Origin of the sequence: Streptococcus sp. 29892, from assembly GCF_032594935.1 — a bacterium.
In the GTDB taxonomy this organism is placed as follows: Bacteria; Bacillota; Bacilli; order Lactobacillales; family Streptococcaceae; genus Streptococcus; species Streptococcus hyiners.
This window is the reverse complement of sequence record NZ_CP118734.1, coordinates 1,872,975-1,892,525: the sequence shown is the minus strand read 5'-3', so window position 1 is coordinate 1,892,525 and position 19,551 is coordinate 1,872,975. Positions and strand designations below refer to the sequence as shown.

Below are 19,551 nucleotides of genomic sequence, written 5' to 3'. Positions count from 1 at the left end.
GAAACGAATAGGAGAGAGAAAATGAAATTTACAGGTGCAAATGTTGAAGAAGCCATTCAAAATGGTCTAGAAGAATTGAATATTCCCCGTAAGAAGGCACATATCACTGTTGTAGCGCGTGAGAAGAAAGGTTTCTTTGGTTTTGGTAAAAAACCAGCCATCGTAGATATTGATGTTATCAACGAAACAACAGTTGTCAAAGCCAACCAAAAGGCTGTTCGAGGCGTTCCAAGTGAAATCAATGAACTCAATGAGCCAGTCAAGAGTGTTTCAGAAGCTACGATTGATTTAGGAAAAGTTGTTGCGGCAGTTAAGGAATTTGAAAAATCTGGTCAAACGCTTGATGATGAGATTAAGGCTCAGATTTTGAAGAACGAAAAAGAAGCGACAACCATTCTTGAAGAAACTGGGCGCATTGAAATTCTTTCTGACGAATTGTTAGCAAGTGTAAGTCAGACACCTACTCCAGAAGAAGTGACTAGCCCAGAGCCAGTTGTCAAGGATGAATTTGCTGATTTAAATATCAAAGTGGAGCCCCAGTATGACATTGAACAGGTTGTTGCAGAGGTTTCTGCCTACATCCAAGAAATTCTAGACGACATGGATGTGGAAGCAAGTATTGAAACCAGCTATAGCCGACGTACAATCAATATCCAAGTCGACACCAATGAACCAGGACGTGTCATTGGCTATCATGGTAAAGTTTTGAAGGCCTTGCAACTCTTGGCTCAGAACTTCCTTTACAACCGTTACGAACGTAATTTCTACATTACCATCAATGTGAATGACTATGTAGAACACCGTGCAGAAGTTCTTCAAGGCTATGCGCAAAAATTGGCTGAGCGTGTCTTGGTTGAACAGGAAGCCTACCACACAGACCCTATGTCAAGCAGTGAACGTAAAATTATCCACCGCATTATTTCTAAGATGGATGGTTTGACTAGCTATTCAGAAGGTAGCGAACCAAACCGCTATGTAGTGGTAGATATTGAAGGACATCGCGATTAAGAAGAGGCTCAGCCTCTTTTTTTCAATGTTTTTTCTTAATCTGATTGAAAATAGAACAGAATAGCTTGACAAACCCCCAGATTTTATATAAAATAGTTTGGTATGTTTAGTAACTGATCAAAACTAGCCGGCTAAACGAATACAAGAATCTAAGAGGAGGTATTCATCGTGAAACGTACTTTTCAACCAAGTAAAATCCGTCGCGCACGTAAACACGGTTTCCGTAGCCGTATGGCAACTAAAAATGGCCGTCGCGTGTTAGCAGCTCGTCGCCGTAAGGGACGTAAAGTTCTTACAGTAGCATAAGAATACAACTAAAACCAGCAGAAACTCGAGTCTGCTGGTTTTTTCGTCCTTATTTCACATTGAGGAGATGCTTTTCGATAGCCTTGGCCAAGCCAGATTCATTATGGCTGTCTGTGATATCATCCGCGAACTTGAGTAGGGATGGACTTGCATTTTTCATGGCAATGCCAAGCCCTGCCCATTGGAGCATTTGGATATCATTGTCCCCATCTCCAACCGCCATGACTTCCTCTGGAGTTATGCCGAGCTTCTCTGTTAGTCTAGCCAAGGCACTAGCCTTACTAACTCCTTTTGGAAGGACTTCAAAAGCATAGTCTAAACTACGGACAGGTTGGAAGTTTTCTGCTAGTTGGTTACCGTAAGCTAGTTGCAGTTGATCCAGTTCCTCAGCCTCTCCCATAAAAATCGGCACAAGGACAGGTATGTTTAAGGAGCGAAAATTCTCCAAGTCTGTATGGTAAAGGATAGAAGATTCGATGATAGCATCATTTTTCGTGGCCTCATTGAGCTCTTGTCCCAGTGCATAATTAGCATGAGGTGTAAAGAGGACTAGGTTAAGACCAGGGAATTCCTCCAGAAGTTTGACTAATTGTTCAACATGAGCTAGCAGTGTCGATTGATAAGACAGGATAGACCAGTCATCAGTCGAAAGGGTTAGACAGCCGTTGTTGCCAATGGCATAGGGGGAATGTGGCAACTGCAATTGGTCAAAGTAGGGTTGAATACCAGACAGGGGTCGTCCTGTACACAGTACCACCATTATTCCAGCCTCGGCAACTTGTCGCAAGGCCTGCTGGTTGCGAGGGGAAATCTCCTTTTTATCGTCCAACAGAGTTCCATCCATATCAATAGCGAGTAGTTTAATCATTATTTATTCTCCTTTTCAGATTATTGTAGCATATTCTCTACAAAACTGTCTTGAAAGCTAGAGGTCTAAAGTATGGTATAATGGTAGAAAAGAAAGAGAAGTAAGATGATAGAAATTTTCGATACCCATACCCACCTCAATGTTGAGCAGTTTGATGGTCGGGTCCAAGAAGAATTAGATTTTGCCAAGGAGATGGGGGTCACCCTCCACAACGTCGTCGGTTTTGACCGAGCAACCATTGACAAGGCTATGGAGCTTGCTGACCAGCATCCCGAAATCTATCTGACATTGGGTTGGCATCCGACAGAGGCTGGCACCTATGACGAGGAAGTAGAACGTTATCTACTCAAGGCTCTTAAACATCCCAAGGTCATTGCCCTGGGCGAGATTGGGCTGGATTACTACTGGATGACGGCAGATAAGGAAACCCAGGCCCGTGTCTTCAAGCGGCAAATGGAGCTGGCCAAGCAGTTGAATTTGCCCTTTGTGGTTCATACTCGCGATGCTTTGGAAGATACCTATCAGATTATCAAGGAAGTCGGCGTCGGTCCACGCGGAGGCATCATGCATTCCTTCTCTGGCACGCTGGAGGAGGCTCGGGCCTTCATGGACCTGGGCATGCACATCTCCTTCTCGGGAGTGGTGACCTTCAAAAAAGCTGTCGAGCTTCAGGAAGTGGCGCAAGCATTGCCCCTAGAAAAAATCCTGGTCGAAACGGATGCGCCTTATCTGGCCCCAGTTCCTAAGCGTGGTCGGGAAAATCGTACCGGCTACACCCGATATGTGGTGGATATGCTGGCCCAGCTTCGCAACCAGTCGGTCGAAGAAGTGGCGAGAGCGACCTACGAGAATGCAAGGAGCTTGTTCAGAATTGACTCAGAAAATTAAGATACAAGAAGTCCTCGTTGTCGAGGGCAAGGATGATACAGCCAATCTCAAACGATTTTATGAGGTGGATACCTACGAAACCAGAGGCTCTGCCATATCAGACGATGACTTAGAACGCATCGAGAAACTCCATGACCTGCGGGGCGTGATTGTCTTTACTGACCCAGACTACAATGGCGAGCGGATTCGAAAGATGATTATGCAGGCCATTCCCACGGTCAAACACGCCTTCTTACAGCGGGATGAGGCTCGGCCCCAGTCCAAGACAAAAGGGCGGTCCTTGGGCATTGAGCACGCCAGCTTTGAAGACTTGGAAAAGGCCCTTGCAGGCCTGCGTGGCTATTATGATGATGAAAATAACTTTGATATCAGCAAGTCAGACCTAATGCGCCTAGGCTTGCTTATGGGCGGAGATAGTCGCAAGAGGAGAGAGTATCTGGGAGAGCAGCTCCGCATCGGTTACTGCAATGGCAAGCAACTGCTCAAACGCTTGGAGTTGTTTGGGATAAGTTTGGTGGAAGTTGAAGAGTGTATGGAGTACTATCATGGATAGGGTCTACGCTGTTAAGTGCTTGGTAAAAAACGATTTTGAGCCTTCTTATGAGAATTACTCGTCCTATGAAGAAGTGACCTACTTGCTACCGGCTAATGTCCTTGTTTGGGAGGATGAGCAGGTTAACACGGAAGCGCTACTTGACTATTTGCGTAATCTGGTCGAAGATGGCTATGTCAATGCGGATGGTATTTGGAAGCAGAGCCGTTTGTTTCATATTGCTGGTCTGCAAGAAATGGACGACAGGGTAGAGTTTGATGGACCAGCCGTGGAAGTCTATCGTTGGTTTTACAATTTTGAACGTCCAGTTACTGAGGAAGAATTTTTGAATCTCTATTATTTTGATGATTTGGGGAGATAGGGAATGTCTAGATGAGAACAAGTTGTCTTAACCAATATGTGCATGATTACAGACGGTCAGCAGGTATTGGTCCAGAATAGGAAGTCAGAGAAGTGGCCGGGCGTCACGTTTCCGGGTGGCCATGTCGAACGTGGCGAGAGTATTATTTCCTCCGTCATTCGTGAGGTCAAAGAAGAAACGGGCTTGACTGTATTCAACCTCGAACTCTGTGGCATTCAAAACTGGACGGATCCTACTGACCACTATCGTTATCTAGTATTTTGCTACAAAACCAGCCATTTTTCAGGAGTTCTCCAATCTTCTGATGAGGGAGAAGTCTTTTGGATTGATCGTGCGGACCTGAAGAATGTTCAGCTGGCAGACGGTTTTGAAGCTATGTTGGAAATCTTTGAACAGCCACAGCTGACGGAGAATTTTTTCTGGTTTGAAGACGGTGAGTGGAAGGTGGAGAATCGATAATGAAAAATAGCTGGAAATGGCAGTTACTGTGAGGGAGTTGAGTCTTATTTCAGAATTGAGTGAGATGTTAAATCTGGAGGATGGAAGATGGGATTATTTGATTTTTGGAAAAAGAATAAAGATGAGATGACAGACGTGACAACAGCTACCCAGCAGCCAGTTGCTTTTGGTGTAGAAGCGGTCTTTAACTCGCAAGATTCTGGGGAAGTCATTTTATCTGGTCAGGCTTATGGTACAATAAAGGTGGGTGATAGGCTTACTTTTGTTAAGGGCAGCCGGGAACATACTGTACTAATCAAGGGGATTGAGAAATCTCAAATTTCTATGCAAGTCTTGAACAATCAAAAAGGTAGCTTGAGAGTAGCTCTGTCTGATAAAAAGTTTGCCAAAACAGGGTTAGTCCTGTATAATGCTGTTGCTAGCGTTGACTTTAAAGAAGAAGCTTATCTCAGAGCGTTAGCTGATGGTTTTATTGGCTTTCAAGAGGCAATTTTAAAACCCGAGGATATTCAGAAAGCCAGCTTAGCTGATGTTGCTGAATTGGTAGGGCTATTTATTGATTACTGTAGAAGAAACGACAAACTTTTCTCAGCAGAGGAAATTGACGAGAATCTTCAAAAAATCAAAACATTGAAAGATATTGTCAGAGACAAACTTTTAGTAGCTGATAGGATCTATGTTCTCCAATCGACACGAACCGGAGAAGCTCACCTCCATTCTGAAACCTTCCAAAGAGAAGATGGCTCATTCCTTTGTACAGATCCGTTGATACAGATTGTAGATGAGGAACGCTACGACTATGTAATGACAAAATTAACAGAAGCTAAACGGACTGATGTGACTTTACGAAAGGTTGAAAAAGGGGAAGATGGTGAAGGAATTACCAACGCTTTAGGAACTGAATTTTACCTAAATGGAGCACTTGGAGTTTTTATTGAGTCCAAAGATACAGTAGTCTGGGCGAAAGAGTTGGTTCCAAAACCCGATTTTAGTGGAATTCCAGAAATTCAAGTACCAATTACTAACCCAGATTTGGTTCGTTGGATGTTGCTTATGGGACAAATAGGTCATCCAGAAACAGATGAAGCTAAGCAAATTTTTCAGTTGTACTATGGTTTTATGGCTAGGGAATTGATGGGTGCCAAGTTGCTAATCCCAATGAAGGGTAATCTTATCCACGATGCTGTTGATGCAGATGGGAAAACGGTATTGAAAGAGAAATCTACCATGTCCTTTCCAGTTCGTGAAGGGAAATACAAAGATGGCCGGACAACGCTTCAAGTCTTTACAGACTGGAAACGATTGCGAATGGTATTTGATGATGAATGGAATGGGATGATAACGACGGTTGATGATTTTATTGAGCAGCACGATTTTGCTATCAATGCTACACAATACCTAGATGCTGGTATGTATATTAGCAAAAGTGCCTATGATGACATGAAAAAGATATGGGGCGATAAGCCAATTGATCACATTAAACTCAAAATGAAACAGATGAATGAGAAGAAACACACATGAGAATCGCAGACAAAAACGTTACTCGTGCCGTCCTGGAACGCCACGGGTTTACCTTTAAGAAATCTTTCGGTCAGAACTTTTTGACCGATACCAATATTTTACAGAAGATTGTGGACACGGCAGAGATTGACCAGAATGTCAATGTCATCGAGATTGGTCCTGGAATCGGGGCCTTGACCGAGTTTTTGGCAGAGAATGCTGCTGAGGTCATGGCCTTTGAGATTGACGACCGCCTGATTCCGATTTTGGCGGACACCCTGGGTCGCTTTGACAATGTGACCGTGGTCAACCAAGATATCTTGAAAACCGACCTGCAGACCCAGATTCAGAATTTCAAAAATCCTGACCTGCCTATCAAGGTCGTGGCCAATCTGCCTTACTACATCACCACACCCATCCTCATGCACCTGATTGAGAGCAAGATTCCCTTCAGCGAGTTCGTGGTTATGATGCAGCGGGAGGTGGCCGATCGCATTTCTGCCGAGCCAAACACCAAGGCCTACGGCAGCCTGTCCATTGCGGTCCAGTACTACATGACTGCCAAGGTGGCCTTCATCGTGCCTCGCACCGTCTTTGTACCCGCACCAAACGTGGATTCCGCCATTCTCAAAATGGTTCGCCGCGAGCAACCCATGGTGAGCGTCAAGGACGAAGATTTCTTCTTCCGGGTGTCCAAGGCTAGCTTTGTGCACCGCCGCAAGACCTTGTGGAACAACCTGACCAACCATTTCGGTAAGTCCGAAGAAGTTAAGGACAAGCTGACGCAGGCACTTGGCATGGCAGAGCTGGAAGCCAGTGTTCGTGGAGAAGCACTTTCCATGGCTGACTTCGCACGTCTGTCTGACAGCCTCCAGGAAGTCGGTTTATAAGCAAGTATTGATTGCGGAGAAATCTGCAATCAATATTTATTTTAATGGAAAATTGTTTTCCTATTTGCCTTGTTCGTTGACAGTGGGTGGAAAGCTTGCTATACTGAAATATGACTAACTTTTGAAAAATATTGTCTGCAAATTGGCAGAATATTTACAAAAACAAGAGAGGGTTTCCCTCTTTTTTTATGAAGGTATCTATATGTTAAAAACTATGCTGAAAAAGCATCCCCATTTAGTAGCCCTGGGCCTATTTGTGGGCTTTTCTTTATTATTATTGGTTCCCCACTTGCTCACCAAGGGCATGGTGACAGGTGCGGACTTGATTTTCCACTACAACCGTTTCTATGATGCGGCTATGCAGATGAAGGAGAGCAATTTCTCCTATATCATCAGTTTGTATGGCTATCAGCAGTCAGGGCGGATTGTCAATGCTCTCTATGGTCCTTATTTTGCCTATCTACAGGGAGCCTTGGTACTCTTAAGTGGGACCTGGTTTCGTTATCAAATTTTGTCCAATCTTCTCTTGGGAACTCTGAGTGCCACCTCTCTCTATTTCCTCATGCGTGAGGTCAAGGTCAAGTATGCTCACTCCATTCTCTTGTCTATGTTCTTTGTGACCACCTATTCCATTCAGTATTGGTGGGCAACCCAAGGATTTACCAGCTGGGGAGTGGCTCTTTTTCCGCTTTGTTTAATCCCTGCAGTCCGTTTTTTGCAGACGAAAAAAGTACCCATTTTCCTTATGGCAGGTGCTGTGGGGCTTATGTTACAGGTCCATATGCTATCGACCTTGTTCTTGGTCATTGCCTATGGCATTCTCTTTTTCATTGGTTGGTGGAAATCAGACCAAAAAATGAAGATTATTGGACAAGTAGCCCTTTCGGTAGGGATTTTCCTGCTCCTGACCATCAATATCTGGTTGCCACTGGTTTATATCAATGCGACCAACACCTTGGTTCCTCCATTTGTAAATAAGAAATTCGTTCAAAATACTGTCACATGGCTGAAAACAGCCTTTCTCTACTATCCATATCCACTGCCAATTTTCTTTGGAATTTATTTTTATTTCTTGGTGAAAAATTGGAAGAAACAATCGCTGGTTCTGGCTGGTCTTGCTCTGACCTACGCAGTATTTTTGGTCTTGTCAACCAACCTCTTCCCTTGGCAATTAGTAGCTGGTAAGGGGATTGACTTAGTTGAGTTGATCCAATTTCCTTTCCGTTTCTTCCTCTATGCCAATGCCTTGTTATTAGGAGTTGTAGGGCTACAAGTATCTGGCTTGTCAGACAAAATGCAGAAAATCTTTTCTGGTTTGACTGTTATTTCTTTGTTTGTTTCGGTTGGCTTCCTCTGGAATGAAAGTTATAAGGAAATCAAAAGACATTACTATAGCGATACCTTCCTACAAAAACGAATTCATACGACCTTGTACGGGACGACGGAAGAGTTACGGGCTTCTTTCTATTCCAAAGACTTGGGTGAATTTATCCACATTGCTCAGAAATCCACGCCTGACTATGTACCAGATTTATCAGAAAAGACGGGACATCTGACCAATGAAGAGTCGGACAATACCTATTTTACCTATCGTGACCAAGTGATTTTACCAAATCAGGAATTTAAAAAAGAAGTTGATGGTAATCAGCTGGTGGTAACTTGGACGGCGTCAGAAGCAGAAGAAACTGTGGTACCAGTTATTGTCTACCAAGATAGTCAGCTCGTTTTGAATGAACAGGTATTGGATAGAGAGGATGTGGAACTTTCCGATATCGGTGTGCCAACAGTTACCAGCCAACCGGGGCAAAATACCCTAATCCTATCCTACAAGCAACAATGGTGGTTACTGCCTGTTATCGCGATTAGCTTGACTGGATGGCTAGTCTGGTCGATGCACTACATCTTTATTTACCGAAAATCAAGCCTTTCCTAAGAGAGAAATGTTATGAAACAAATCAATCCAAAGGCAAGCAAGCAATTTATTCTGGTTATGATTATGACCGTTTTGCTGGCGATGGGTCGGGCTCTATTGCTAAGTGGAGTATCTTTTCCGCTCTGGTTTATCCCTCTGCCCTTACTTGCCTATCTTATTTTTACTTTTTATATCTTGGTCCTGCTGGATAAGTACGAACAGTTTATCAAGACCAAGAGCTTTGCCAAGTATGTCGGCTATTTTCTAGGCTTTCTGTATCTTGTCAATCTAGTCTATCGGCTCAATGCCAAGAAATATCAAGCCTGGAATATTTTCCGTAATAATCTCTTTCAATTTGAGCTTCTGTTGATGTTGGCTCTTCCTGTATTATTGGCATTTTTATGGCGGAAGAAGACGGGTATTCGAGAAAAATTAAGCCAGTGGTCAGCCAATCACTTGGTACCAGATGGCTATTTGCTCTTGACCAGTTTGCTTTCTCTCAGCCCTCTAGCTATCTCTTATTGGAAAGATAGCCATTATGAGAGCTTGGTGGAAAAGGGGTCTTATATAGAATTCTTTAGCCAGACACCGCTGTTTGCCCCTATTCATTTTATAGGGACCTATATTTTTCTCCGCTATCTTCATAAGGCATTTGTAGAGTTTAAGGCCAATCGGACCAACGTTCACAGTATGCTCTTTATCAGCCTGGCTCTGGCTATGTTGTCGCATATCGGTTATCAGGCCTCTATGGCTGGGGGAACGGGTTCATATTTCACCCGTCACCTCTTTCCTGGAGCCATTGTCTTTCAGATTGCCTGCCTCTTTTTCCTAAACATTATCATTAGTTTGGTCATCAACCGTCAAATCCTATCGGTTGCTGTCATTGCCGGTTTAAATGTGACCTTGATAGCGGCCAATTTCCTCAAATTCCGCTATCGTTCGGAGCCATTGACCCCCAATGATTTCAAGTGGGTCGGGAACTTGGGGATGATTCTCAGCTTTATCAGTCTGCGTGTTGTGCTCATATCGCTATTCTTTTTAGTTCTTCTGTTCTTTCTTTATCGGAAAATTCACAAGAACTACTTCCAAGGAAGGATTGTCGCTTCTATCTGGAAACGGCTGGCAGGGATTTCAATCATTGTGTCCTTGATTTTGGGAATGGGGTGGGCGATTCGCAATGAAAAAGACCATAAGATTGTTGGCTGGGTTCCTATTCTTTCTAAGGTCAATAACTGGCGTAACGTAGACTGGAAGGGTTATGCCTTTGTGGCGCGTTATCGCACCCTATCCTTCCTCTGGTTGCAACAGCTCAGCAAGACCAGTATGGAAAAGCCTGAAAATTACTCTGAGAAGACCATGAAGGCGATTGTGAAGAAATACACCGCCCTGGCCGAGGAAATCAATGCGGAACGGACAGGTCAATTGACTGACCAGACGGTTATCTACATTCTTAGTGAGAGTTTGGCTGATCCGCGTCGGATTCCAGGCGTGACCCTTAGTCAAAATGTCCTTCCAAATATTGAGTACATCATGAGTCAGACTACCAGTGGCTTGATGAAGAGTGACCACTATGGTGGTGGTACAGCTAACATCGAGTTTCAGGTCTACAGTGGTCTGCCCTTCTACAATTACAACTCGTCCATTTCGTCCGTCTATCTGGATGTGGCGCCAAATATGAAGAAATTGCCAAGTATCAGTGACCTCTATCCAGCAGATAATCGTGTCGCTATTCACCCCTACTACGATACTAGTTACAATCGTAATTCAATCTATAAGCAGTTGGGAATTGAGCAGTTTTACACTCTGAATAGTGCTGCTTATCCTCTGACAGTGACGGCTGAAGATTATCAAGGGAATTTTATCAGTGATAAAAAGACTTATGACTTGATTTTGGAGCAGGTACGTTCAGGAACAAATACATTTGTGTCTGCCATTACCATGCAGAACCATGTGCAGTGGAATTCCCTAGAGCCAGCTAGTATTACGGCTTCGGGTGAGGGCTTCGCGGCTGAGGAGAATGAAAACCTTAATAGCTATGTTCGTCTTCTATCCTTTACGGACCAGGCGACCAGGGATTTCCTAGACCAGCTCAAGACCTTGGATAAAAAAGTGACAGTCGTCTTTTACGGTGACCACCTGCCAGGTCTCTATCCAGAGTCTGCCTTTGTGACGGACCCAAGTCTGCAATATAAGACCGACTATTTCGTTTGGAGTAATTTTGAAACGGAAGACTACCATTATGATTTGGTCAATTCTAGCGATCTCAATGCACTGATGCTGGAGACGACCAATAATAAGGTCAGTCCTTACTACGCTCTCTTGACAGAAGTGCTCCACAAGGACCGTGTAGGGCAGGCTGAGCGCGATGCAACAGTCGCAGCAGAACTCAAGCTGGTCCAATACGACCTATCCACAGGAAAAGGCTACCTTTTGAAATACAAAGACTTTTTCAAGGTGGCGACAGAAACAACAGAATAAAACTATGCCCAAGTCAGAATGCTGGCTTGGTTTGTTTTATGTGAAAAAGGACACAAACGTGGGGATTGTAGTATAATAATAACAAGACTTTAAACAATTAGAACCCTATTGTCCTAAATTGAATTTAGGGGTAAAAGAACATGAAAAAAATACTATCATCTCTTCGGCCTGTTATTGCCATTCAGTTGGTTTTCCATATCTTATATAGTTTAACCAATGTCGTTTTGCCTGAGTTAAATAAGTATCTTTTTGACCATATTTTTCAGATGGGCTGGACAGGGCTTGTCTGGCTCTTGTTGGCTTATGCCTTGACCATCATTGCCAATTCAGTTTTTCAGTACATTTCCCAGGTTTATGAGTGGAAGGTGTCTCAGGGCTTCTATGTCACGGCTAAAAAAGGCCTGGCAAACAGCTTGTTATCACAGCCTTTATCCAAATTTTCAGAGAAGAATGTCTCTGCCTATCTGTCCATTTTTGACAACGATTTGGAAACCATTGAGGAGAGTTATCTGAGTCCTCTCATGGACATTATTCGTTCTAGTTTGAGCATGCTCATCTATGCGGTTTCCCTCTTTCTCTTTGTTCATCCGCTGGTTGCGATTGGGATTATTCTGTCGTCTGCCTTGGCGGTCTTCATTCCCAAGTGGATTTCCGGTCCTCTTTCTCAGCGACAGCGGGCATTTTTACAGAGTTTGGAAAGTTATTTTCAGGTGGTGACAGACCTCTTTTCTGCTAAGAACCGCGTTAATACCGAAACTTTCGGCTCCATCAGCCGTGTCCATCATCAGTCAGTAGAAGAAAGTGAGCAAGCCCGTTTTCGCTTTGGGCAATTCAAAACCTTGGCCAATGTTGTCAATGGATTTTCCATGTTTTTGGTGCAATTAACAGCTTTTGGCTTGGTCGGCTACCTCTTGTTGCAAAAAGAGTTGACCATTGGAGCTGCCATTGCGACTTTTAGCTATGTTGAAAATTTCATCTATCCTATGAAATACATCCTCTTGGATGTCAATTATATCCATTCGACCAAGGAAACAGTTGCCAACTTAGAAGGTTATCTTGCTGGTCAGGTCTTGTCTGAGCAAGTGCCAAGCTATCCCAATGTGACAGCCTTGGAAGTCAGGGATGTGGCCTATCATGTGGGAGAATTAGCGGTAGCAGATTTTTCCTATCGGTTTGACAAGGGGAAAAAGTATGCCATCATTGGTCCGTCAGCTAGCGGGAAATCGACTTTTCTAAGAGTGTTGGCAGGAGAACTAGCTCTGGATAAGGGAAGTGTTTCCTATCTGGAAAATGATGTTTTGCATGAAATGGAAACTGCCACAGCCTTCTATCTCAGCCAGTTTGAACATCTTTACCATACCGATTTTGAAAGCAATGTGTCTGTCTTTGGGACCTATGAGAAGGGAAGAGATGTCATGCTTGGCTTGTTGAAGAGCTTGCCAAAGAGTTTACAGGACACCTTGCATACAACAACAGACCCCAGTCTCTTGAGTGGTGGCGAGAAAAATGTCCTGTGTCTGCTCCGTTCCCTTATGAGCGGCAAGGACATCTTGCTCTTGGATGAACCGACCGCTCATTTAGACCCTGCCCTGACCAAACAGGTTTTGACCAACCTCTTGCAGTTGGAGGACAAACTGATCATTACTATCTTGCACCAATCAGACCCAGCTATCCTAGACTTGTTTGATGTGGTTTTGGAAATGCGTGATGGGAAACTGAGCGAGAAGATATAAAAATAACCCCAAGCCAATAATTCTGACTTGGGGTCTCTCCATTTATCATGCGGAGGAAGGGATTTGAACCCTCACACCCGATGGGCACATGCGCCTGAAGCATGCGTGTCTGCCGTTCCACCACCTCCGCTTGTTTTTATTATACTATTTTTTATTTGAAATGACTAGAGTAAAGTGTAAAATCGAAACCGCTTGCGGTTTTTTTGTAGGAAATTTGGTATAATAGGAACAAGTACACACAAAGGAGTCTTCATTGCAAGGAAGAATTATCAAGGCCTTGGCTGGTTTTTACTATGTTGAGGCAGATGGACAGATTTATCAAACCAGAGCCAGAGGAAATTTTCGTAAGAAGGGACAAACGCCCTATGTGGGTGATTTTGTGGACTTTTCGGCTGAGGAAAATTCAGAAGGCTATATTTTAAAAATCCACGAGAGAAAGAATAGTTTGGTTCGACCTCCTATCGTCAATATCGATCAAGCGGTGGTTATCATGTCAGCCAAGGAACCTGATTTTAATGCCAATCTACTGGATCGTTTCCTAGTTCTCCTTGAACAAAAGGATATGGACCCAGTTATTTACATCTCTAAGATGGACTTGGTAGAAGACAGGACAGAAATGGATGACTTCAAGGCTATTTATGAGAAAATTGGCTATCCTTTTGTCTATAGTTTGGAGGAATTGACGCCACTATTGCAGGATAAGGTGACGGTCTTTATGGGGCAGACAGGGGTTGGCAAATCGACTCTACTCAATCGCATTGCGCCAGAATTAGCCTTGGAAACAGGGGCAATTTCAGATAGTCTGGGGCGTGGTCGCCATACCACTCGTGCGGTCAGCTTCTACAATGTCTTCGGTGGGAAAATTGCGGATACGCCAGGTTTCTCATCCCTAGACTATGAAGTCAAGGAGGCGGAGGCTCTGACAGATTGTTTCCCAGAGATTGCGGAAGGCAGTCAGGACTGTAAATTTAGGACCTGTACCCACACACACGAGCCGGATTGTGCAGTCAAGGAAGCTGTTGCCAGCTCTGCCATTTCCCAAAGTCGCTTTGACAATTACCTCCAATTCCTCAGCGAAATCCAAAATCAGCGTGAAACCTATACCAAGGTTAGTAAGAAATTCAAATAGAAAGTTGGTACTCTATGTCACATTATAAGATTGCACCGTCTATTTTGGCGGCAGATTATGCAAATTTTGAAAAAGAGCTCAAGCGTATTGAGCAGACAGGTGTGGAATACGTTCATATTGATATTATGGATGGTCATTTTGTGCCAAATATCAGCTTTGGTGCGGATGTGGTTGCGGCTATGCGTCCTCATAGCAAGCTGGTCTTCGATTGCCACCTCATGGTGTCCAATCCTGAAAACCATATCGAAAGCTTCGCCCGCGCTGGTGCGGATATCTTGACTATTCACGCAGAAGCAACGGTTCACTTGCATGGGACCCTGCAAAAAATCCGTGCTGCCGGTATGAAGGTGGGTGTGGTGATCAATCCAGGCACTCCTCTTGTGACCATTGAGCCTGTGCTCAACTTGGTGGATCAGGTTCTGCTCATGACGGTCAACCCAGGTTTTGGTGGTCAGGCCTACATTCCAGAAGTGGCTGAGAAGATTGAGGCCTTGGTCAAACTTCGTGAAGCCAAGGGCTTGAACTTTGACATCGAAGTGGACGGCGGGATTGACGACAAGACCATTCATTCAGCCAAAAATGCGGGTGCCAATGTCTTTGTGGCAGGGTCCTATCTCTTCAAAGGCGATTTGGATGCCAACGTTGCCAAATTGAGAGCTGCCCTCAATGACTAAGGTTGCTGTCATTGCAGGCGGTTCCTTTGACTGCCTTCCTGAGCCTGCCGACCTCTATGTGGGGGTAGATGCAGGCTCTCTTCGTCTTCTGGACCATTCCCTGCCTCTTGACTGGGCTATCGGTGATTTTGACTCGGTGACACCTGAAGAATTAGGGCGGATCAGGGAGATGGCAGAGCGGTTTCTGCAAGCTCCTGCTGAAAAAGCTGATACAGACTTGGAGCTGGCTTTAAAGGAAATCTTCAAGGCCTATCCGCAGGCTCAGGTTCGTATATACGGAGCCTTGGGTGGTCGCATGGATCACATGATGAGCAATCTCTTCTTGCCTGCTGAGCCAGACTTGGCAGCCTATATGGAGCAGATTGAATTGGTGGACAGTCAGAACATCGTCCGTTTTCGACCTGCAGGTCAGCACCGTTTGTCACCGATTGCTGGTATGAAGTACATTTCCTTTATGCCGTCGGACCAGAGTCGCCTGACCATTCGTCATGCCAAGTACCCGCTGGATGCCAGTAATTATTTTTTCAAAAAATGCTATGCTTCTAACGAATTTATAGATAGGGACATAGACATTCAACTGGATCAGGGCTACGTGGTCCTGATCTACAGTAAGGACAAGGATTAGATGGATATTGTACTACTTATTTTGCTGATACTGGTCTTGCTTGCCTTGGTTTTTCTTTATGGAAAATGGCAGAGCTTGGCCCTGCTTTTGCAAGATCAAGCCGAAGATACTGCAGACAACTTGTCTGACCAGCTCAGCTATCAACTAGAAAATGCAACTCTCAAACAGCAGCAGGCCATTCATCAGGAAGTGGAACGACTCCGCACGGAGCTTTACCAACAGCTAACCGACATCCGTCAAGAGCTGAATAAGGGCCACTTGGAAAATCGAGATGCCACCGATCGCCGTTTGCAGGCCATTCAGGAGTCCAATGAAAAACGCCTGGAAGAAATGCGGCAGACGGTTGAGGAAAAACTGGAGAAAACCCTGCAAACCCGCCTACAAGCCTCCTTTGAAACGGTGTCCAAGCAGTTGGAATCGGTCAATCGTGGTCTGGGCGAAATGCAGACGGTGGCGCGTGATGTGGGCAGTCTTAACAAGGTCCTGTCTGGCACTAAAACCCGTGGCATCATGGGCGAATTGCAGCTGGGACAGATTATCGAGGATATTTTGACACCTAGCCAATATGAGCGAGAGTTTGCCACGGTTTCAGGCTCGAATGAGCGCGTGGAGTATGCGGTCAAGCTACCGGGACGGACCGAGGGAGATTATATCTACTTGCCAATCGATTCCAAGTTTCCGCTGGCGGACTATTATCGCTTGGAAGATGCCTACGAAAGTGGGGACAAGGACCAGATTGACCTCCACCGCAAAAATCTCTTAGCGGCTATTAAACGTTTTGCCAAGGACATTCAGAGCAAGTACCTCAATCCGCCTGAAACCACTAATTTTGGCGTCTTGTTTTTGCCAACCGAAGGGCTTTATTCAGAAGTGGTCCGCAATCCGATTTTCTTTGATGAGCTTCGCCGTCAGGAAAATATCGTAGTAGCTGGACCCACCACACTTTCTGCCCTGCTTAATTCGCTCTCCGTCGGCTTTAAGACCCTCAATATTCAACGGTCGGCCGATGATATTTCCAAGGTCTTGGGCAATGTCAAGCTGGAATTTGGCAAGTTTTCTGACCTCTTGGTCAAGGCTCAGAAACAGCTCAATCAGGCCAGCAGCAATATTGACAAACTCCTAACCACTCGCACCAACGCTATCGAGCGTAGTCTTCGTACCATTGACCTGTACGAAGATGATCAAACCAAGGGACTGCTTGGCCTGTCCCCATTAGATGAGGAAGATAATGAAAATTAACCAAATGAAAAAAGATGAATTCTTCGAAGGATTCTATCTGATCAAGACAGCTGAAGTCCGTCAAACACGAGCTGGCAAAGACTACCTAGCTCTGACCTTCCAAGATGATACGGGCGAGATTGAAGGCAAGGTCTGGGATGCCCAACCAGGGAAAATCAAAGACTTTACTGCTGGAACAGTAGTTCACATGCAGGGACGCCGTGAAGTTTACAACAACACCCCCCAGGTCAATCAACTGGTTCTTCGTTTGCCAAAAGCTGGTGAGCCAAATGATCCTGCTGATTTCAAGGAAAAACCACCTGTTGATGTCAAGGACACCAAGGAATACTTGAGCCAGATGATTTTCCGCATTGAAAATGCCACTTGGCAGCGGATTGTCCGTGCTCTCTACAGCAAGTACGACAAGGAATTTTATTCCTATCCAGCGGCCAAGACCAATCACCACGCCTTCTATTCAGGTTTGTCCTTCCATACAGCGACCATGGTCCGTTTGGCAGATAAAATTGGTGACATTTATCCTCAGCTCAACAAGAGCCTGCTTTTCGCAGGGATTATGCTTCATGACCTAGCCAAGGTGATTGAACTGACAGGTCCTGATAACACTGGCTACACTGTCCGTGGCAATCTGATTGGGCACATTTCCCTGATTGATGAAGAGATTACCAAGGTCTTGATGGAATTGGGCATTGACGATAGCAAGGAAGAAGTGACTGTTCTGCGCCACGTCATCCTCAGCCACCACGGTTTGCTGGAGTATGGAAGCCCTGTCCGTCCGCAGATTATGGAGGCGGAAATCCTCCACATGATTGACAACATCGATGCGGAAATGATGATGATGCTATCGGCCTTGGACAAGGTCGGCCCAGGCGAGATGACCAACCGTATCTTTGCCATGGATAACCGCGCCTTCTATAAGCCCAACATCGACTGATGGCAGTTGGGATTGTATCTCGACAGCCCCTCACCAAAGGTTGGTCCTCGGACCGAAAGCATAAGGTCCAGCTAGAAGATGGTCGCCTTGGTCTTTTGAGAATAGCAGAGCGACCAGCCTATGAGGCTAAGCGATTAGAGTTTCAGTTAGTTGAAAAACTGTTTGGTCTAAGTTTGCCTGTGGCAGAGCCAATCGCCTTTTGGACAGATGAGAAGTCGGTCCATAGCCTCTATGAATGGATAGAAGGTCAGGATATGAATGACTTGGCTACCAGTCTGTCAGAACAAACCTTATATGAACTGGGCTGTCAGTCAGGTCAGTTCTTGCGAACCTTACATGCCTTGCCTATTGACCAAAGCCAACGGGACTGGAACAACTACTATCAGGCTAAGATTGACAATAAATTAGCTGCCTACCAAGCAGCTAGTCATTCCTATCCAAATGGTCAAGCTATGATAGACTTTGTTCAGGCCAATCGTCACTTGCTGGCAGGAAGACCAATTGCCTACCATCATGGTGATTTTCATACAGGGAACTTTCTACGGGGCCAGGATGGAAGACTGAAAATTTTAGACTTTGATCGCTACGATATAGGAGATCCTTGGGAAGAGTTTAATCGATTGATTTTCACGGCAGACTTGTCGCCAGCCTTTGCGCGTGGTCAGGTGGAAGCCTACTTTGAAGGAGTTATTCCAGAGGAATTTTGGAGGCTTTTAGCCCTTTATCTGACCGTGAACAGTCTAGGGGCTCTTTCTTGGGCGGAACAGGTGGATCCCCTCCAAATCCCCTTGATGAAAGAACAGGCTGATGCTGTTTGGACTTGGTATCAAGGCTATAGCAGGCTTCAACCATCATGGTATTTGTGAAAAATGAACAAAATACGAAAAAGACGGACTTTTTAAAATAAAAAAGTTCGCTTTTTGCATAGATTGTGCTATAATAGGAAAAAGCCAAAAAGGAGAACGATATGAAATTAAGAAGAAGTGAACGAATGGTTGTTATCTCTAACTACCTCATCAATCACCCTTACGAATTAACAAGCTTGAATACCTTTGCGGAAAAGTATGAGTCTGCTAAGTCTTCAATTTCAGAAGATATTGCAATTATTAAAAAAGCCTTTGAAGAAAGTTCGATTGGTCAGATTGAAACCATTACTGGTGCCAGTGGAGGTGTTGTGTTCACGCCGTCTATTTCTAAGGAAGAGTCCATCGAGATTGCTCAGGCTCTTCGTGACCAGATGGCTGAAAGTAACCGAATTTTGCCAGGTGGTTATATTTACTCATCTGACCTTCTTTCAACACCTCATGTCTTGAAAAACGTTGGTCGTATTATTGCCAATGCTTTTAAGGAAGAAAAGATTGATGCTGTCATGACGGTTGCAACAAAAGGTGTTCCTTTAGCCAATGCCGTTGCCAATGTACTCAATGTTCCATTTGTTATTGTTCGTCGTGACCTCAAGATTACAGAGGGTTCAACCGTTTCTGTCAACTATGTGTCAGGATCTAGCGACCGCATTGAGAAAATGTTCCTATCCAAGCGTAGCTTGAAGGCAGGAAGTCGTGTCTTGATTGTCGATGATTTCTTGAAAAATGGTGGTACCATCAATGGTATGATCAGCCTCTTGTCTGAGTTTGACTCAACTTTAGTAGGTGTAGCCGTCTTTGCGGAAAACCAAAAAGGTGATCGCAACGTTGCCAACTACAAATCCCTTCTAGCTGTGACGGACATTAATGTCAAAGAAAATCGCGTGGACGTTGAGTTGGGTAATATTTTTGAGTAACTTTTACTGGTCAGCACTTCAAGAGATGTATGCTGCCCCCCCATTTAAATTATGCGTGCATAAAAAAGCTGAGTGTTCAGCTTTTTTTGGTGGCTTCAAACTCATATCTGGGTAACATTTTTTAAATATGCCATCTTATCTAGAATTTTGGTATAATGGATAGGTATTATGTAGAAGTCAGCGGTGTATATTCAGAAGCGCTGTTTGATGTGGACTT

The 19,551-nt window shown here is 44.6% G+C and carries 19 protein-coding genes and 1 tRNA gene; 18 read left to right on the top strand and 2 right to left on the bottom strand.

What is annotated here, in order from left to right:
- Positions 1–21: 21 nt before the first annotated feature.
- Both jag and rpmH read left to right on the top strand, forming a co-directional pair.
- A complete protein-coding gene (gene jag, locus PW220_RS09475) occupies positions 22–1,008 on the top strand; it encodes an RNA-binding cell elongation regulator Jag/EloR (protein ID WP_248055682.1) in 987 nt (328 codons plus the stop codon).
- A gap of 168 nt (positions 1,009–1,176) precedes the next feature.
- Positions 1,177–1,314, top strand: a complete 138-nt coding sequence (gene rpmH / locus PW220_RS09470) for a 50S ribosomal protein L34 (RefSeq protein WP_002939016.1) — start codon at positions 1,177–1,179, stop codon at positions 1,312–1,314.
- Positions 1,315–1,363: 49 nt separating this feature from the next.
- Here rpmH and PW220_RS09465 read toward each other — a convergent pair whose 3' ends face one another.
- On the bottom strand, positions 1,364–2,182 hold the full coding sequence (locus PW220_RS09465; protein WP_248055681.1) for a Cof-type HAD-IIB family hydrolase: 819 nt from the start codon (positions 2,180–2,182) through the stop codon (positions 1,364–1,366).
- 105 nt (positions 2,183–2,287) lie between these two features.
- Here PW220_RS09465 and PW220_RS09460 point away from each other — a divergent pair, with 105 nt between their 5' ends.
- The 9 genes from PW220_RS09460 (at position 2,288) to PW220_RS09420 (ending at position 12,956) form a co-directional block, all read left to right on the top strand.
- A complete protein-coding gene (locus PW220_RS09460) occupies positions 2,288–3,070 on the top strand; it encodes a TatD family hydrolase (protein ID WP_248055674.1) in 783 nt (260 codons plus the stop codon).
- Positions 3,054–3,623, top strand: a complete 570-nt coding sequence (gene rnmV, locus PW220_RS09455; RefSeq protein ID WP_248055670.1) for a ribonuclease M5 — start codon at positions 3,054–3,056, stop codon at positions 3,621–3,623. The genes PW220_RS09460 and rnmV overlap by 17 nt, the downstream gene beginning before the upstream one ends.
- Positions 3,616–3,984 carry a hypothetical protein gene (locus PW220_RS09450; protein WP_248055665.1) on the top strand — a complete coding sequence of 123 codons (369 nt, stop codon included), beginning with the start codon at positions 3,616–3,618 and terminating at the stop codon, positions 3,982–3,984. Before rnmV ends, PW220_RS09450 begins: the two co-directional genes overlap by 8 nt.
- Before the next feature lie 42 nt (positions 3,985–4,026).
- Complete coding sequence (locus tag PW220_RS09445; protein ID WP_398582939.1) at positions 4,027–4,443, top strand: 8-oxo-dGTP diphosphatase; 417 nt, start codon at positions 4,027–4,029, stop codon at positions 4,441–4,443.
- Positions 4,444–4,530: 87 nt separating this feature from the next.
- Positions 4,531–5,964, top strand: a complete 1,434-nt coding sequence (locus PW220_RS09440) for an SseB family protein (RefSeq protein ID WP_105124328.1) — start codon at positions 4,531–4,533, stop codon at positions 5,962–5,964.
- Positions 5,961–6,833: a 16S rRNA (adenine(1518)-N(6)/adenine(1519)-N(6))-dimethyltransferase RsmA gene (gene rsmA, locus PW220_RS09435; RefSeq protein WP_248055655.1), complete on the top strand. Its 873-nt coding sequence runs from the start codon at positions 5,961–5,963 to the stop codon at positions 6,831–6,833. Before PW220_RS09440 ends, rsmA begins: the two co-directional genes overlap by 4 nt.
- Before the next feature lie 202 nt (positions 6,834–7,035).
- A complete protein-coding gene (locus tag PW220_RS09430; protein WP_248055653.1) occupies positions 7,036–8,766 on the top strand; it encodes a hypothetical protein in 1,731 nt (576 codons plus the stop codon).
- Positions 8,767–8,778: 12 nt separating this feature from the next.
- Positions 8,779–11,223: an LTA synthase family protein gene (locus PW220_RS09425; RefSeq protein ID WP_248055650.1), complete on the top strand. Its 2,445-nt coding sequence runs from the start codon at positions 8,779–8,781 to the stop codon at positions 11,221–11,223.
- Positions 11,224–11,363: 140 nt separating this feature from the next.
- Positions 11,364–12,956, top strand: coding sequence for an ATP-binding cassette domain-containing protein (locus PW220_RS09420; RefSeq protein WP_248055647.1), 1,593 nt, complete (start codon positions 11,364–11,366; stop codon positions 12,954–12,956).
- 48 nt (positions 12,957–13,004) lie between these two features.
- Here PW220_RS09420 and PW220_RS09415 read toward each other — a convergent pair.
- A tRNA-Leu gene (locus PW220_RS09415) sits at positions 13,005–13,086 on the bottom strand.
- Positions 13,087–13,209: 123 nt separating this feature from the next.
- On the opposite strand from PW220_RS09415, the gene rsgA reads away from it, so the two are divergent.
- The 7 genes from rsgA (at position 13,210) to purR (ending at position 19,334) form a co-directional block, all read left to right on the top strand.
- A complete protein-coding gene (rsgA, locus tag PW220_RS09410) occupies positions 13,210–14,085 on the top strand; it encodes a ribosome small subunit-dependent GTPase A (RefSeq protein ID WP_248055645.1) in 876 nt (291 codons plus the stop codon).
- 14 nt (positions 14,086–14,099) lie between these two features.
- Entirely contained in the window at positions 14,100–14,759 is a 660-nt protein-coding gene (gene rpe / locus PW220_RS09405) for a ribulose-phosphate 3-epimerase (protein WP_248055643.1), read from the top strand.
- Entirely contained in the window at positions 14,752–15,384 is a 633-nt protein-coding gene (locus tag PW220_RS09400; RefSeq protein WP_248055637.1) for a thiamine diphosphokinase, read from the top strand. Before rpe ends, PW220_RS09400 begins: the two co-directional genes overlap by 8 nt.
- Entirely contained in the window at positions 15,385–16,623 is a 1,239-nt protein-coding gene (locus PW220_RS09395; protein WP_248055629.1) for a DNA recombination protein RmuC, read from the top strand. It begins immediately after the preceding gene.
- Positions 16,613–17,554, top strand: coding sequence for a 3'-5' exoribonuclease YhaM family protein (locus tag PW220_RS09390; protein WP_248055627.1), 942 nt, complete (start codon positions 16,613–16,615; stop codon positions 17,552–17,554). Before PW220_RS09395 ends, PW220_RS09390 begins: the two co-directional genes overlap by 11 nt.
- A complete protein-coding gene (locus PW220_RS09385) occupies positions 17,554–18,420 on the top strand; it encodes an aminoglycoside phosphotransferase family protein (protein WP_248055625.1) in 867 nt (288 codons plus the stop codon). Before PW220_RS09390 ends, PW220_RS09385 begins: the two co-directional genes overlap by 1 nt.
- 101 nt (positions 18,421–18,521) lie before the next feature.
- Complete coding sequence (gene purR, locus PW220_RS09380; protein ID WP_105124316.1) at positions 18,522–19,334, top strand: pur operon repressor; 813 nt, start codon at positions 18,522–18,524, stop codon at positions 19,332–19,334.
- Positions 19,335–19,551 lie beyond the last annotated feature (217 nt).

What these genes read in the sequence shown, in the direction of transcription:
- jag (WP_248055682.1), top strand. Translation starts at nt 22, where the DNA reads ATGAAATTTACAGGTGCAAATGTTGAAGAAGCCATTCAAAATGGTCTA.
- PW220_RS09465 (WP_248055681.1), bottom strand. Translation starts at nt 2,182, where the DNA reads ATGATTAAACTACTCGCTATTGATATGGATGGAACTCTGTTGGACGAT.
- PW220_RS09460 (WP_248055674.1), top strand. Translation starts at nt 2,288, where the DNA reads ATGATAGAAATTTTCGATACCCATACCCACCTCAATGTTGAGCAGTTT.
- PW220_RS09450 (WP_248055665.1), top strand. Translation starts at nt 3,616, where the DNA reads ATGGATAGGGTCTACGCTGTTAAGTGCTTGGTAAAAAACGATTTTGAG.
- PW220_RS09445 (WP_398582939.1), top strand. Translation starts at nt 4,027, where the DNA reads ATGATTACAGACGGTCAGCAGGTATTGGTCCAGAATAGGAAGTCAGAG.
- PW220_RS09440 (WP_105124328.1), top strand. Translation starts at nt 4,531, where the DNA reads ATGGGATTATTTGATTTTTGGAAAAAGAATAAAGATGAGATGACAGAC.
- rsmA (WP_248055655.1), top strand. Translation starts at nt 5,961, where the DNA reads ATGAGAATCGCAGACAAAAACGTTACTCGTGCCGTCCTGGAACGCCAC.
- PW220_RS09430 (WP_248055653.1), top strand. Translation starts at nt 7,036, where the DNA reads ATGTTAAAAACTATGCTGAAAAAGCATCCCCATTTAGTAGCCCTGGGC.
- PW220_RS09425 (WP_248055650.1), top strand. Translation starts at nt 8,779, where the DNA reads ATGAAACAAATCAATCCAAAGGCAAGCAAGCAATTTATTCTGGTTATG.
- PW220_RS09420 (WP_248055647.1), top strand. Translation starts at nt 11,364, where the DNA reads ATGAAAAAAATACTATCATCTCTTCGGCCTGTTATTGCCATTCAGTTG.
- rpe (WP_248055643.1), top strand. Translation starts at nt 14,100, where the DNA reads ATGTCACATTATAAGATTGCACCGTCTATTTTGGCGGCAGATTATGCA.
- PW220_RS09400 (WP_248055637.1), top strand. Translation starts at nt 14,752, where the DNA reads ATGACTAAGGTTGCTGTCATTGCAGGCGGTTCCTTTGACTGCCTTCCT.
- PW220_RS09395 (WP_248055629.1), top strand. Translation starts at nt 15,385, where the DNA reads ATGGATATTGTACTACTTATTTTGCTGATACTGGTCTTGCTTGCCTTG.
- PW220_RS09390 (WP_248055627.1), top strand. Translation starts at nt 16,613, where the DNA reads ATGAAAATTAACCAAATGAAAAAAGATGAATTCTTCGAAGGATTCTAT.
- PW220_RS09385 (WP_248055625.1), top strand. Translation starts at nt 17,554, where the DNA reads ATGGCAGTTGGGATTGTATCTCGACAGCCCCTCACCAAAGGTTGGTCC.
- purR (WP_105124316.1), top strand. Translation starts at nt 18,522, where the DNA reads ATGAAATTAAGAAGAAGTGAACGAATGGTTGTTATCTCTAACTACCTC.